Genomic DNA, 14,508 nt, shown 5'->3' on the forward strand with positions numbered 1-14,508 from the left:
CTACGCTATGCTCGAAGAGCCGGCCATGGCAGCGTGACTCAAACCAAAATGCCTCCGGCAATCCCGGCGCGGTTCAGACCCTCCTCTGCGAAAGCAGTTCCAGCGACGACGGGTGCCCGCATTGCGGGCCCGTTCGCAAGGATTCGCATCGCCGTGCGTTTCTCAGACCGCTCCGGTTCGGCGCACCATTCATGTTGACCACCGTCGCGCCCATCCTTTTGGAAGGAGTTGAACCGAAGGCCGAAACCTTGCCCGGCAGAGGGCGGCAGCTGCTTTCCTTCACGGACAGCCGGCAGGGTACTGCCCGAATGGCGGCCAAGCTTCAGATGGAGGCGGAACGAAACTTTGTCCGCTCCTTCATCTATCACCAGGTTCAGGCATCGAGAACGTATCAATCAGGAAGCTCCGACGAGATCGAGGAACTCAAGAGGCGCATTGCAGCCCTTGAAGCGGCATGTGGGGCCGACCCGGACCCTGTAATTCAGGGCATGATCGAGGATTACAAACACCAGCTGCAACTGGCCAATGGCGGTGATGCGAACGGTATTGCATGGCCGGACCTCGTCAACCGGCTGGCGGAAAGAACTGAGGTCATAGAGTGGATCTTGCCACTGTGGCAGCAGAGAGATGAGGAGGTGTTCACCGATCCTCACAAGGTCTCCGAATTCCTGCTTCTCCGGGAGTTTTCACGTCGTCCCAAGCGTGCAAACTCGATCGAGACTTTGGGCCTTGCCAAGCTGCGCACCCCTCCACTTGAAAAAGTGCAGCTGCCGGAACCATTCCGGCGGAGAGGGAAGAGCATCGAAGACTGGCGTGCTTACCTGGATGCTGTGCTCACCCATTTTGTTCGCAACAACAACGCGGTGGCAATCGATCGTCGTCTATTGCACTGGATCGCACACAGAAGCCGTCCTAGATCGTTCGTTGGCCCAGAAGAAGATACAAATGGCGACAAGCGTCGGCGCGCATGGCCTAACGGGTACGGGCGGGCAAGTCCCAACTCCCGCCCTGTGGCACTGCTTGTTAGGGGGCTCGAATTGGATCTCGGTTCTCCAAGTGATCGGTCCGATCTCGACGAGTGTCTCCACGCAGCATGGCACCAACTGCAGTCAACCTTCGCGCCAGACCCAGAACGGCGCATGTTTGATTTCAGCAAGACCTATGTCGCGCCTCTCACAAAGGGGTTCTATTGCCCGGTAACGCGCCGCATCCTGGACGTGGCCCCATTCGGTCTCACCCCTTACGGTTTGCGGGCGGATGCACCCGAGCCCACCCGCGCCATCCCGATTGACCTGCCGGTCCATCCGACCCCCCTGCTGGGGGCGCAGGACACTTCCGAAAACCGCGGGATCATCCGGGAATGGCTCCGGAATGATCCGGCCATCCAGTGGCTCCAGGACAAGGGGTGCTGGAACAATCTGTCTGACCGAATTGCTCTGTTCGCCGATTATGCACGGTCTGCAGAGCATTCAGCCCAGCAGGCTGACAGCCGCCTTCGCGAATACGAGAAGGACTTCAAGGACGGCAAGATCAACATCCTGAACTGCTCCACGACGATGGAAATGGGCGTGGACATTGGTTCGGTTTCGACCGTGATGATGACCAATGTACCGCCCTCTATCGCCAATTACAGACAGCGCGTGGGTCGCGCAGGCCGCCGGCATCAATCGGTGGCGCTCGCGTTCACCTTCTGCAAGGACCGCCCGCTCGATTGGGAAGCATTTCGTGATCCGGCCAGCTTCCTCGGAAGAGGCATGGCGGTCCCCAAGGTGACGCTCAACAGCCGGCCCATCGTCCAGCGCCACGTGAATGCCTATCTGCTCGCCGCATTCATGCGGGAATGGGCAGGCGATCCTCTGAAGATGCAGGTCGGCCCCTTCATGGGATGCCCCGTCAGTACAAAGGAGCCTCGTCCGCTGAAGGCGGAAAGGCCTGTTGAGCGCTTCATGGAGTGGCTTGACCGGCCGACGACTGCCCACGCTCACCAGGACCAAATTGCCCGTCTCACCATAAGGTCAGTGTTGGAGGGTAACAGAACGCTCATTAAGCAGACACGGGAGGCCATTCGGGATGTCGCGGCGGACTTTGTGTCGGAATGGGAAAATCTCGTCGCCCTGGCCAAGGAAGAGCAGGCGCCGCAGCAAGCCATGAGCCGGCTCAACAAAGAGCTCAAGAGACTGTGCGGCGAGTTCCTGCTGAGCAGCCTAGCAGACAGAGGATTTCTGCCTGGGCATGGTTTCCCAAACAACGTGGTGACCTTCGTGCCCGGAAAGCAGTTCCGCGCGCAAGATGAGAACACGCAAGACGGGTCGCGGTTCAAGCGAGCGTCCGGCCCGCAGCGGTCGCTCGATCTGGCAATCCGGGATTACGCACCGGGTTCCGAAGTTGTCATCGATGGCCTTGTCTACAGGTCGGCGGGCGTCACCTTGAACTGGAAACGGCCGGCGAGTGTGGAACAGCTGGCAGAAATCCAAAACCTGCGCTTTCATTGGCAATGTCAGGATTGCCGAGCCTCAGACATCCAGAGGGGCAAGCCTCCACAGGAATGCAGCGCTTGCGGATCGCCCAACGTGAAGTGGACGGAGTTCCTCCGGCCCGCGGGTTTCAAGGTTGATCCCCGCGAAAAGGCTCATGCAGAAACCGACACCCCGACCTATGTCGAGCCGGAGGAGCCGGTTGTCTCCACTCGCGGGACCCCATGGCGAAGTCTTCCCGCCCCGGAGTTGGGACGCTTCCGCAGCACGCGCGAGGGCCTCGTATATTTTTCGAACAAGGGTGGCGCTGGCGGTTCCGGGTATGCCATCTGCCTTCACTGCGGCCGGGCTGCAGCTCATTCTCTCGACGACAAGGGCGCTATTCCACTCGCGCTCGTCAACCACAAACCATTGAATTTCCTGAAGGGGGAGAGCTATTGTCAGGGCAACGAGCGTCCCTTCGCGATCAAGACGCGACTTGCGCTTGGGCATGAGATCACGACGGACGTTCTGGAGATTCAGCCACGCCACGGACTGAAGCGTGCGGCTGCAAATGCTCTGGCCATCGCAATCAGGGAAGGCCTGGCGCAGGAGCTGGGCATCGAGGCTGACGAGATGGGATTTGCCGTCGGGCCCAGTACCAACGACCTTGGTGGCACGTCCACTTCAATCTTCATCTTTGACCGTACCGCCGGTGGCGGAGGTTTCTGCACGACCTTTGAGGCCCTGATGCGGCCTGTCCTCATGCGTGCCGAAGAAGTACTGGACTGCAAGACACCAGGGTGCATCGCCGGCTGCCCCGCGTGCGTGCTGACATCCGACGCGCCGGCGGAAAAGGATGGACTTGACCGGACGGCTGCTCTCGACTTCCTGCGCACCCATTTCAGACTGCCGAACGAACTCGAAGAGCAGGACATTTTCATGGGCGGGGCAGAGCTCTCCATCTCGCTGCTCGACGAGATCCAGCAGGAACTGGGGCGCGCAGCCTGTTCAAGCGTGACGATCTTCCTGCCGCGCTGGGATGCGCAGCAGGCAGCCGGAGCCTGGAGGCCCAGAGACCAGTTCTTGTCATGGTCAATGAAGGGTTACAAGGTCAGGCTTGCTCTCCCTGCCGGCGAACTCAATCAACTGACATCAGCAGAGAAACAGGCACTTCGGGACTTCGCTCTCGAACGTCAGGCCTCAATTGTGCAAGCTGAGCCACCCTCCTTTGCAAACGGATCGGTGGCCATCGCCGTGGTCGAAGGCCAGGGGCGCCAGGTCATCTGGGCCACAACGGAAGAGCATCCACGTTTGATGGGGCAAGGATGGGGAACGCCAGTCCGTCGTCCAGTGGCGAAAGCCAGAGGGCAGATCAGCATTTCCAGCGTGGAAGTGCCTCTCGACAGTCTGCTTGCTCCGTCCGATACCAAGATGAGGATCATCGGCAGGGAACTCGATAGTGACCTGGCATCGTTTGGCAACCGCGCAGCACGGGAGTTTATAGAATTGCTCAAGCAGTGCGGAGCCTGGCACGCCCATCCGATCACCCGGATCACATATCTGGACGGCTATATCCGTTCTCCGCTGGTTGCACGTCTGCTGATCGATACGCTCGCTGCACTGGCAGCAGCCTCAGGCGCCCGGGACACGGCCGTGTCAATCCAGACGCGCCCGCCGCGGGAAGCCGATTCATCCAGAGAGCCGTGGCTTCTCTGGCATGACTGGCGGGATGCGGACGATCAGCGCGACGTGATCGAACGCCTTGGCACATTGCGCGAGCTTGACGTCAAGCTGCACCAGAAGGATGTGCCGCACGGCCGGTACCTGAGAATCCTTTTTGGAAACGGGGCCGGTGCCACGATAGTGCTTGACCAGGGGTTCGGTGCTTGGGGGCCACCTCCCCATACCCGTCTGCGCCACGATTTCACCGCGGCAGCACATGAACAGGCGCAAAGTCTGGCCCGGGCAAACATGGTGCTGGAGCAGAGGGGAAACAGCGTCACCTATTTTGTGGCCAGGGCCGATCGATAGTCAGATTCGGAAAGTTCCATTTACGCACCCGGTGTGACGTATAAGCTTTTCAAGAGGCAAGGAAGCCTTCGGCGGCCCTTCACATTTCGTGCCCGCATGCCCATATGAGAGGCATGTGCATGGAAGTTTTTGTTCGCATATCGAGGCTTACTGATAAGGCGCGCTCCAAACCCGGAGCGGACGCCTTCATGAACCCGTAAGACCGCAACAAACTTCGCCGCTCCGGGACCAGCCAAACAAAAGTGCGGTTCATTTCTGCAACGTCAGCCGCGTTGCTTTGATGGAGCGTGTCTATGGCCCCGTTCAGATCCCGGTTGTTTTGCCAGCGCTGCAACCACCCTCTGCCCCTTGCCGCCAGTCATTGTCCCTGGTGCAGGGCTCCGATTTCTCTGCATACCGTCAAGCCGGCCAATGCCGGATTTCCATCTATTCGCCGCTTTCCGTTCGGCGTGTTGGAAGGAGGCAGGCAGTGACGTTAGACTTGTCGACCACGATACCGATGGCCGCAGCGCCCAGTCCGGCAATCGAGGAGTGTGGCGTGCTTCCCTGGCGGACAAGGCGCGACGGGTCCACGCGGATCATGCTCGTCGCCGCGCGCAATCAACGCGGATGGACCATACCGAAAGAGCGCCCGAAAAAGAACGAGCCGGCGTTCCTCGCCGCGGCGCGGGCGGCATTCGAGGAGGCGGGCATCATCGGTGACACCTATCCCGAGCCGGTGGCCGACTACGAGCTCTCAACGACACTGGAGAACGGCTCGCGCGTTTCGCGCCGGATCACGGTCTTCAGCATGAAAGTCTACGGAACGCTGAGCCACTGGCCTGAGGAAGACCAGCGTCAGCGCCGCTGGTTTACGGTGGAAGACGCGGCCGCCCAGCTCGATGACGAAGAGCTTGCCTCCTTCATTCTGGAGCACGGTCCTTTCCCGAAAGGCAGGGATACGGGCAGCCGGCGGCAGCAGCCGCAACTCTACGATACCAGTGATGCTTTGTTCGAATAGGGCTGTGCCCGAGGCGAAGGCCTCGGGCACAGCCTTCATGACAATCTTGAAAAGGGCACTATATTTGGACTGGAGTGAGAGCGAGCCTTTCAGCACTCCCCTGACATGAAGAGGACTCGGATTCGAAGTCGCCAGCTCGTCCGGGGTCCTTTTTCGCGTCAAGGGTAATGCTAATCGGGAATAATCCCATCGGCATTACCTCCTTGTGGGCGGAGCCGTCGCCATGGCCAAGCTGTGCTGACGGCGTGCAGATGTCCGCCCGCGCCCATGCGGTCAGCCGATGGCCCGGATCTGATCCAGCAGGGCCTGTTCGACCGCGATACCTTCTTCAAGCAGCTTTGCCTTAAGGGTATGCCGGCGTTGGCCTGGAAGGCGGGCGCCCGGCGCACCGGCGACCAACTCTGCCATGGCGGCGAAACGCTCGACAATGGCGGAGCCGCCGAACGCGGCGGGATCGATGCAGATGATGGTCTGCCCGACGCCCGGCGGATCTCCCTTGTCGTCGAAGAACGAGCTTGCCTCATAGGCGTAGTTGGCGCCCGTCAGCCCGGCGGAGAGCAGTTCGACCATCAGCGCCAGCGCGGTGCCCTTGGCATCGCCGAGAGGCGCCATGGTGCCCGCCAAGGCTGCCTTGGGATCGGTGGTCGGCCGGCCAGCGGCATCGAAGGCCCAGTCTTCGGGAATCGGTGTGCCCTTCTGGGCGGCCGCCATGATCTTCCCGCGCGCCACCCTGGAGAGCGACACGTCCACGACAACGGGATCCTTTCCCCCAAGCGGCGCGGCAAAAGCGATAGGATTTGTGCCGAAAAGGGGGCGGTTCGATCCCCATGGGGCCATGGCCGCCGGGGAATTGGCGAACATCAGTGCGACAAGTCCCGCGCGGGCGTAGCGCTCCACGATCACGCCCGCCACCCCGCAATGATGCGACCTGCGAAAGCCCGCCAGTGCGATGCCCTGGGTGCGCGCGCATTCGCTCAAAGGCTCGAAAGCAAGGTCGAGGGCGGGAAAGGCAAATCCGTTGGCGGCATCGACGGCAAGCACCGCGGGGCGGGGTTTTTCAACGGAAGGGATTGCGAAGCCGTCAACCTTGCCGGCTCTCGCCTGGGCCGCATAGGCCGCAACGCGGCGCAGACCATGTCCGCTCTGTCCCGCAAGCTCCGCTTCCACGAGCGCGCTGGCAACCGAGGCGGCGTTCGGCTCCGACGTGCGGGAGCGTACGAGCGCGTCCTTGATGAGCGCGTGGACCTCCGCAGGAGAAAGCCGCACCTCACTCATGCCGTACCCTCCAGCTCTGCCATGACCTTCTCCGCGACGACCTGGCTGACGCGGACGTTCGATTCCTCCGTCACGCCTGCAATATGCGGCGTGAGCACGAGATTGGGAATGCCGGCGAATTTCGCCCCCGCCTCGGCGGTGAGCGGTTCGGTCTCGAACACGTCGAGAGCCGCGCCGCCGATCCTGCCGGCCTTCAGCGCTTCGGCAACGGCCTGTTCGTCCACGATGCCACCTCGCGCTGCGTTGATCAGGATGGCGCCCGGCCGCATGCGCGTGATCTGTTCCGCGCCGATCATTCTGGCCGTTCCCGGCGTGAGCGGGACATGGAGGCTGATGACGTCGGCAAGGCCGAGAAGCTCGTCAAGGGAGGCCATTCTGCGAGCCTGTTGCCAGGCGGGGTCGTCCGCCGCAACATGCGGATCGAAGGCGGCAATCTCCATGCCGAGCGCCCGCGCGCGGGTTGAGACCTCCCGGGCGATCGCGCCGAAGCCGATGAGGCCCATGGTGCGGCCGGAAAGCTCGCGGCCCATCAGCGCCTGCCGGGGCCACAGGCCTTGCGCCACCGCGGCCGAGGAGAACCAGGCTCCGCGCAGAAGAACGAGCGCCGCCGTGATCACATATTCGGTAACGGACAGGTTGTTCGCGCCCGTGGCCGGATGCACCGCGATGCCGCGCCGCCGGCATTCATCAAGATCGATATTGTCCAGGCCGACGCCCAAACGCCCCACGCAGCGCAGGCGAGGCGCGCGATCGAGCAGGTCCGCGCGCACCTGCGTGCGGTTACGGACGATGAGCGCGATCGCCTCGGCAAGCTCTGCGTGAAGCCGGTCCGACGCGTCCACTAGGCCGGGATCGTAAAGCACGCTGTAGCGCTGCTTGAGGCCGTCGAGTGCGGCCTCGTCCATGAATTCGCTGACCACGATTTCGGCCATGGCTAGGTTCCCACAATGATTTCAACTGCAATGACGAAGGCCATCAGCGCGAGGGTTGCGCCCACGGGGACCACCAATGCCGACCATCCCATTCTGAGCGTCGCCGCAATAGAGGTCCGGATGCCGATCGCGGCGACGGCCGTTGCAAGACACCAACTCGAAACCAGGCTGCCGGCGTTCCGCAGACCTGCCGGAATGATACCTGCCGAATTGATGATCACCAGCACGGCGAAGGCGATGGCGAAAGGCGGCAGAAGCCAGGGGAGCTTTCCGTCCGTCGGGGCGCGCGAGCGCGTGAGGAGCGTGATGGAAAGCACGGTCGGCAGAAGCAGGGCCACGCGGAACAGCTTGACGATGGTGGCCGTCTCGCCCGCTTCGTTCGAGACCGCATAGCCGGCGCCGACCACCTGAGCCACGTCGTGAATGGTCGCGCCGAGAAAGATGCCGGTCTGGCGGTCGTTGAAGCCGAGCAGATGCGCGATCAGTGGATAGGCCACCATGGCGATGGTCGAAAGCGTGGTGACCGCGACGATGACAAAGGCCGTGTCCCGATCCCGATGAGGGGAGGGCGGAAGCGTCGAGGAAATAGCGAGGGCAGCCGAGGCACCGCAAATGCCCGTCGCCCCGCCTGCAAGCACGCCGAAGGCCCGCGGCAGGCCGGAGCAACGCGAGAGGGCAAGGCCGCTTGCAATCGAGACCGCGGTGCCTGCGGCCACCAGAAGAAGGGTTTGGCCGCCGAGGCTTGCCACCTGGGCGACCGAGATGTTGAGCCCCAGAAGGGCGACGCCGAACTGCAGCACTGGCCTCGATGCGAAGGAAAGCCCCGCATGAAAGCGAGCGTCCTCCGAAACGGTGCTGAGGGCGATCCCGATCACGAGCGCGAAGAGCATCACCGGCGCGCCGGTCGCCCCGGCCGCGAAGAAGGCGGCCGCGGCGACCGTCAGCGGAAGAACGAGCCCCGGCGTCAGCGCACAAAGCGTTCTCAGCCGGCCGCGCCCGGCCAGCGGCCACATCTGGACGGTCATTATCGAGGCCTTCTGCGGCGGTCAGGCGCTCCGATAGAGCTTGGTCATCACGAATTCGCGGTGACCCAGCGCCTCTGCGGAAGTGTGCCGGCCATTGGCGGTGCGGATGATGTTGTCGATCAGCAGATCGCCGGCCTGGTCAATGGTGAGCTCCCGCCGCAAAATGCCGGTAACGTCGACATCGATATGCTCGCTCATCGTGCGGACGGTGCGCGGATTGGCCGAAATCTTGATGACCGGCACGATCGGATTGCCGATGACGTTTCCCTGGCCCGTGGGGAAGGTGTGGACCACATATCCGGCCGCCGCCATCAGCGTGACGCATTCCGCAGCCGCCGAGGACGTATCCATGAAATAGAGGCCGGGACCCGATTTAGGTGTCTCCGCCGGCTCCAGAACGTCGATATAGCGGGACGTGCGGCCGATCTTCTCCAGATTGCCGAGCGCCTTTTCCTCGATGGTCGTCAGGCCGCCTTCGATGTTGCCCTTGGTCGGCTGGCTCTCGGAAAGATCATCGACCTTGTGCGCCTCGATCACCTCGTCCTGATAGGCTTTCCACACCTTGTACCAGCGCTCGCCGACCTCAGGATTGATGGCGCGGGCCTTAGCGATGTGTTCGGCGCCAGTGATCTCCGACGTCTCTCCGAAGACGCCATAGATGCCTTCGGGCAGCAGCTTGTCGTACATGTTGCCGACGGTGGGGCAGGAGCCGAGGCCCGTCGTCGTGTCGCTCTCGCCGCACTTAGTCGAAACCCACAGCTCCGAAATCGAGCACTCCTCGCGCTGCAGTTCGGTGGCGTAGTGCACGAATTCCTTGGCCTTGCGGGAGGCGTCCATGATCGTCTTCAGGTCGCCGTTCTGCTCGATGGAGAAGCCCGCCACCGGCTTGCCCGTTTCGGCGATTCCGTCGACGATCTTCTTGGTCCAGCCGGGCTCGATGCCGATGACGACCACTGCCGCCACATTGGGGTTCGAGCCCGTGCCGATCATGGTTCGGAAATGCAGGTCGAGATCGGCGCCGAACTGGAGCCGCCCGTAGGCGTGCGGCAGGGCCAGCGTGCCCTTGATGTTGTTCGCCACGGCCTCGCAGGCCGCGTTGGAAATGTCGTCCACAGGCAGGATCACGACGTGGTTGCGCACGCCGACGCGGCCGTTTTCGCGCCGGTAGCCCTTGAAAGTGAGGTTGGAATATTTGGAAGGCATCGTTCTATGTCCCGTATCGGTTGGGATTCTTCGGCTTCACTCCATTCCGCGGCGTCCGGCCTTAAGCGCGCCAACCAGTGGCCCGCTACCAAAAACGGGCTCTGCAACGCGGCTCGAGTGAAAGGCGCGTCTCCATTACCAGCGCTTGGTCTTCAGGTTGTGGACATGGACATGTCCGCCCTTGGCGACGTCGGCGACGATGCGGCCGATGTCCTCGCCATACTTGATCGCCGTATCGCCGACCTTGAGGTCGGTCAGCGCCACCTTGTGCCCGATCGGCACGTCGTCGATCACTTTCAGCGTGAAGCTCGAATTGTCCTCCGTCACCACACAGAGCATTTCGGTACCGGCTTTCAGGCCCTCGACCACTACGACGCCGACATTGTCGCGCTTATCGTGAACCAAAAGATGCGGTGCGCTCACCCTTCTCTCCCTGGCTGCCTTAATCTTATATAAGACATAAGATACGAAACTGTAGCGTTGTCAATCGGACTTCGCTATTGCTAAATGAATAATTCGGAGGTGGTTGACGCGGATGGACGCACGCGCGGATTCGAAACTGGGCTTCCGCCCACTCTATCAGCAGGTGCGCGAGGAGATCACCCGGCATCTGGCGAGCGGGCGCTGGCAGCCGGGGACCATGCTCCCGAGCGAGCAGGAGCTTGCGCGCGAGCTTGGCGTAAGCCAGGGCACTGTCCGCAAGGCGCTTGACGCGATGACGGCTGAGCGCATTCTGGTGCGCCGGCAGGGCAGAGGCACCTTCGTTGCGGAATATGAGGAGAGCCGCATCCTGTTTCAGTTCTTCCGGCTCTACCCCGATTCCGGCGAGCGGCTTTTCCCGGTCTCAAAGGTGCTGGATGTGCGCTCGGCCGCTCCGAGCGAGGAGGAGCGCGAGGCGCTGGAGCTTGAACCGAAGGCCGAGGTCTGGCGCATCTCGCGCCTGCGCTATCACGGATCGGAGCTCATCATGCGCGAGATCCTCTCGCTGCCCGTGGCGCAGTTTGTGGATCTCGGGGAGCTCGAGGAAATCCCGAACAATGTCTACCGCCTCTATTCGCAGCGCTGGGGCATCACGATCACCCGCATCTCCGAAAAGCTGAAGGCGGTGGCCGCCGGCGAGGCCGACCTCGCCGAGCTTGGCTGCGCGATCGGGGCGCCCCTTCTGGAAATCAGGCGCGTCGCCTTCGATCTTAACAAGCGTCCGGTGGAGTATCGCCGGTCACGCTGCCTCACCGATTCGATGCACTACGCATCCGACCTGAGCTGAATGGCCGGGAGTTGGTGACATCTCCGTTAGTCCCCGCTCTGGACTTAGCTCCGCTAAGCCCAAGAAGATGCTTTCTCCCCCGCAAAAAGGGGGGAGATATTGGCAAGACATGTCGGCTTCCGCAAACCATTGGCGTTGGTCATTGGCGGAACGGAACGCGCCAGCTTATTCCTAGGCTGGGGCAAAACCTTCAACCCCCGGCGTAGCGAACTCCGTGGGCGGCAGGCCCTGGATGCCGAGATCCAGCGCCAGAAGGCTGCCATCGAGCGGGCCTTTCTCCTCGGGCGCAAGACCGTCGCTGAGCGATGTGACGAACATCGTCTTCATGTCGGAGCCGCCAAAGGCGATTTTTGTCGGGCGCGCCACGGGCAGGCGGACGGTGAGGTCGAGCTTTCCTTCGGGCGTGTATCTAAGCAGCTGCGATCCCCGCACCGCGGCGAGCCAGTAGCATCCGCTGGCATCGACCGTCGCGCCATCAGGGCGACCGCCTCCCTCCGGCAGCTTAACGAAAAGCTCCTTTTCGCCCGGCATCCCAGTCTCCGGATCGTAGCGAGCACGCCAGACCTGGAAGGGTGTCAGAGGCGTGTCGGCCCAATAGACGGTCCGGCCGTCCGGGCTGAAGGCGATGCCGTTGGGAATGGTCAATCCGCTTTCGATCAGGGTGATGCTGCCATCGCTGTCGATCCGGAAGAGCTTTCCCACGGGCTTGAGCCCGGTCTCGGGCAGCGGCATGGTGCCGAGCCAAAGTCGGCCTTGCACGTCGCAGCATGCATCGTTGGTGCGGTTGCCCGAGACGGAGGCCTCCAGTCGGGTGAACAGGCGCCGGCTTCCATCGGCCGGATCGAACTTCAGGATCGTGTCGTGCTGGCCGACGAGCAGGGTTCCGTCATCGGCGGGCTGAACGAACCCCGTCATTTCGGGGAAGTCCCAGCTTTCTGTTTCTCCGCTCGTGGGCCGTGTGCGCAGCACCTTTCGCCCCATGATATCAACCCACAGCAGAGCCTCCTCGCGCCTATCCCAGATCGCGCTTTCTCCGACAAGGGCGGTGTAGGAGGCAATCCGCTCCACCTTCGGCGTCAGGGTCCGCATGGCGTTCAAGCGCTCCTCAAAGTTGCAAGCTCGCTGCGGGCGTTTGACATCAGCAAGCCAAGGTCGGAGCCCGAGGCCACCCAACTGTAGCCGTAGGCGAGATAATCGCGAGCCTGCGCCGCATTCGCCGCGAGGATTCCGCAGGGCTTGCCGAGCTCGGCGCAGCGGGCGGCGGCATCGGCAAGAACCTTCTGAACCTCGCCATGGCCCGGCTGGCCGATGAAGCCCATGTCGGCGGAGAGGTCACCCGGCCCTATGAAGATGCAGTCAACGCCGGGAACGGCTGCGATCTCCCTGATGTTGCCAAGCGCCTTTTGCGTTTCGATCTGAACGATGACGCAGATCCCGTCCACCGCCCTGCGGGCATAATCCTTCACGCCGCCATAGCGCGTGGCGCGGCTCATGCCGGCAAAGCCGCGTATACCCTCCGGGGGATAGCGCGTCGCCGCGACGGCCTTTCGCGCCTCCTCCGCATTCTGGACATAGGGGAACATGACCGTCTCAGCGCCGAAATCAAGCACCTGCTTGACGATCACCGGGTCGTTCCACGGCAGACGCACCACGGCGCTGGAGGGCGTGCCCGCGACGGCCTGGAGAAGTCCCAGCGTGCGCGGCGGGTCGTTGGGCGCATGCTCCATGTCGAGGACGATGAAATCGTAGCCCGCATAGCCCAGCGCCTCGGCGGCCACCGCACTGCCGCTCATGGCCCAGACGCCAATCATCGGCGGTTTGCGCGTCATATTTTCTTTGAAAGCGTTCAGCGGCAAATCCAATTTTTCTTCTCCCTCTCGGACCCTTGGCGCCAAAATCCCGTTGGCTTTCAGAAATGGCTTTAACGCCGTCCAAAGCGCATTGCCACAACTTATATCTTATGTCTTATATAAGAAAGTGGGCGACGGCGGAGGCGGGGTGCTTCCGGCTGGTCGCATTCGTCCAGGGAGGTTGGAATGATTCGAAACCGCAAAAGCGTTCTGAAGCTCCTCGCCGCGGTCTCCGTTGCGGGCATTGCTGCGGGAATGGCCGTGACGGCTTCCGCCCAGGAAAAGATCACGATCACCTTTGCCAATTGGGCGGCAGCCGAAGGAACCACCAAGCCCGGCATCGAGAAGGTAATTGCCGATTTCGAGGCCGCGAACCCGGATATTGACATCGTCAGCGAGGCGATTTCCTTCTCCGAGATCGCGCGGCAGCTCGTCCTGCGCGCCCGGTCGGGCAACCCGCCGGATGTGGCGCAGATCGCCGGCAACGATACGGTCCTGCTTGGCTCCACCGGGGCGCTCGAGCCGCTCGACAGCTATGTCAGCGACGAGCTTGCTGCCAATCTGAAGTCTGGCGCCGACGCCGGTCTTCGCGACAAGGACGGATCGCTGTTCGCCTTCCCTTGGAATCAGTCGCCAGCCGGCTTCTGGTACAACAAGAAGATCATGGAACAAGCCGGTCTCGATCCCGAGAACCCGCCCCGCACCATCGACGAGCTGAATGAGGCCCTGGCGGCGATCAAGTCGAGCCAGCCGGATGTCATTCCCCTTGCGATCGACACGACCAACCGTCCCTTCGCGCTGAGCTCCAACTGGCCGTGGATGCAGTCCTTCGGTGCGGTGCCCGTGGGCGAGGGCGCGACCGGTGCCGAATCTGAGGAGATGAAGGCCTATCTTAACTGGATGCGCGAGATCGCGCAGGCCGGCTACATCGATCCGGGCCGCCGCATTGGCGAGTTCCGCCCGCTTGCAGCGCAGGGCAATGTCGCCTTCATCTGGGACCAGGTGCTGCTCAAGGGCGTGATGCAGGCGGCAAGCGGCATGTCCGACGAGGAGTTCTACGAGACCTGGGGTGTGACGACCTTGCCCGTGGGTGGCGGCAAGGCCACGACCTTCGAGGGCGGGCACCAGCTCATCATGTTCTCCGCCAGCAAGAACAAGGAAGCGGCCTGGAAGTTCATCGAGTATCTGGCGACCTCGCCCGATACGATCGCCAACTACACGACGAGCGTGAATTCCTCGCTGCCTTCGATCAAGTCGACGGGCAATGCCGAGCTTGACGAAGTGCTGAGCGCGCCGGTCTTCAAGGCGTTCTCCGAGGAAATTATTCCGACGCTGGCGCCGCAGCCCTACGGGCCCGAGTTCGCCGCCGCCGCGACGGCGGTGATGGCTGGCGTGCAGGAGGCCGTCACGGGTACGAAGCCGATCGACGAGATTGCCGCTTCGATCCAGCAGCAGCTCCCGCAGTAAAG

General features: G+C 62.4%; 11 protein-coding genes. 4 read left to right on the plus strand and 7 right to left on the minus strand.

Features of this window, described 5'->3' with window-relative positions:
- The first annotated feature begins 191 nt into the window (after positions 1-191).
- Both NYR54_RS16825 and NYR54_RS16830 read left to right on the plus strand, forming a co-directional pair.
- A complete protein-coding gene (locus NYR54_RS16825) occupies positions 192-4,487 on the plus strand; it encodes a DUF1998 domain-containing protein (RefSeq protein ID WP_261516869.1) in 4,296 nt (1,431 codons plus the stop codon).
- Positions 4,488-4,956: 469 nt separating this feature from the next.
- Complete coding sequence (locus tag NYR54_RS16830; RefSeq protein WP_261516870.1) at positions 4,957-5,487, plus strand: NUDIX hydrolase; 531 nt, start codon at positions 4,957-4,959, stop codon at positions 5,485-5,487.
- Positions 5,488-5,760: 273 nt separating this feature from the next.
- On the opposite strand, the gene NYR54_RS16835 is transcribed toward NYR54_RS16830, so the two are convergent.
- From NYR54_RS16835 to NYR54_RS16855, 5 genes are all read right to left on the minus strand, one after another.
- Entirely contained in the window at positions 5,761-6,762 is a 1,002-nt protein-coding gene (locus tag NYR54_RS16835; RefSeq protein ID WP_261516871.1) for an Ldh family oxidoreductase, read from the minus strand.
- A complete protein-coding gene (locus tag NYR54_RS16840) occupies positions 6,759-7,694 on the minus strand; it encodes a hydroxyacid dehydrogenase (RefSeq protein ID WP_261516872.1) in 936 nt (311 codons plus the stop codon). The genes NYR54_RS16835 and NYR54_RS16840 overlap by 4 nt, the downstream gene beginning before the upstream one ends.
- 2 nt (positions 7,695-7,696) lie before the next feature.
- Positions 7,697-8,719, minus strand: a complete 1,023-nt coding sequence (locus NYR54_RS16845) for a YeiH family protein (RefSeq protein WP_261516873.1) — start codon at positions 8,717-8,719, stop codon at positions 7,697-7,699.
- 21 nt (positions 8,720-8,740) lie between these two features.
- Entirely contained in the window at positions 8,741-9,922 is a 1,182-nt protein-coding gene (locus NYR54_RS16850; protein WP_261516874.1) for a UxaA family hydrolase, read from the minus strand.
- Between the two features lie 135 nt (positions 9,923-10,057).
- Positions 10,058-10,345: a UxaA family hydrolase gene (locus tag NYR54_RS16855; protein WP_261516875.1), complete on the minus strand. Its 288-nt coding sequence runs from the start codon at positions 10,343-10,345 to the stop codon at positions 10,058-10,060.
- 112 nt (positions 10,346-10,457) lie between these two features.
- Here NYR54_RS16855 and NYR54_RS16860 point away from each other — a divergent pair, with 112 nt between their 5' ends.
- Positions 10,458-11,189, plus strand: a complete 732-nt coding sequence (locus NYR54_RS16860; protein WP_261516876.1) for a GntR family transcriptional regulator — start codon at positions 10,458-10,460, stop codon at positions 11,187-11,189.
- Positions 11,190-11,360: 171 nt separating this feature from the next.
- On the opposite strand, the gene NYR54_RS16865 is transcribed toward NYR54_RS16860, so the two are convergent.
- Both NYR54_RS16865 and NYR54_RS16870 read right to left on the minus strand, forming a co-directional pair.
- On the minus strand, positions 11,361-12,278 hold the full coding sequence (locus tag NYR54_RS16865) for an SMP-30/gluconolactonase/LRE family protein (protein WP_261516877.1): 918 nt from the start codon (positions 12,276-12,278) through the stop codon (positions 11,361-11,363).
- Positions 12,279-12,283: 5 nt separating this feature from the next.
- Entirely contained in the window at positions 12,284-13,018 is a 735-nt protein-coding gene (locus tag NYR54_RS16870; RefSeq protein WP_261516878.1) for an HpcH/HpaI aldolase family protein, read from the minus strand.
- Positions 13,019-13,225: 207 nt separating this feature from the next.
- Here NYR54_RS16870 and NYR54_RS16875 point away from each other — a divergent pair, with 207 nt between their 5' ends.
- A complete protein-coding gene (locus NYR54_RS16875) occupies positions 13,226-14,506 on the plus strand; it encodes an ABC transporter substrate-binding protein (protein WP_261516879.1) in 1,281 nt (426 codons plus the stop codon).
- The last annotated feature ends 2 nt before the right edge of the window (positions 14,507-14,508 follow it).

Source organism: Chelativorans petroleitrophicus, from assembly GCF_025398195.1.
Classification (GTDB): Bacteria; Pseudomonadota; Alphaproteobacteria; order Rhizobiales; family Rhizobiaceae; genus Chelativorans; species Chelativorans petroleitrophicus.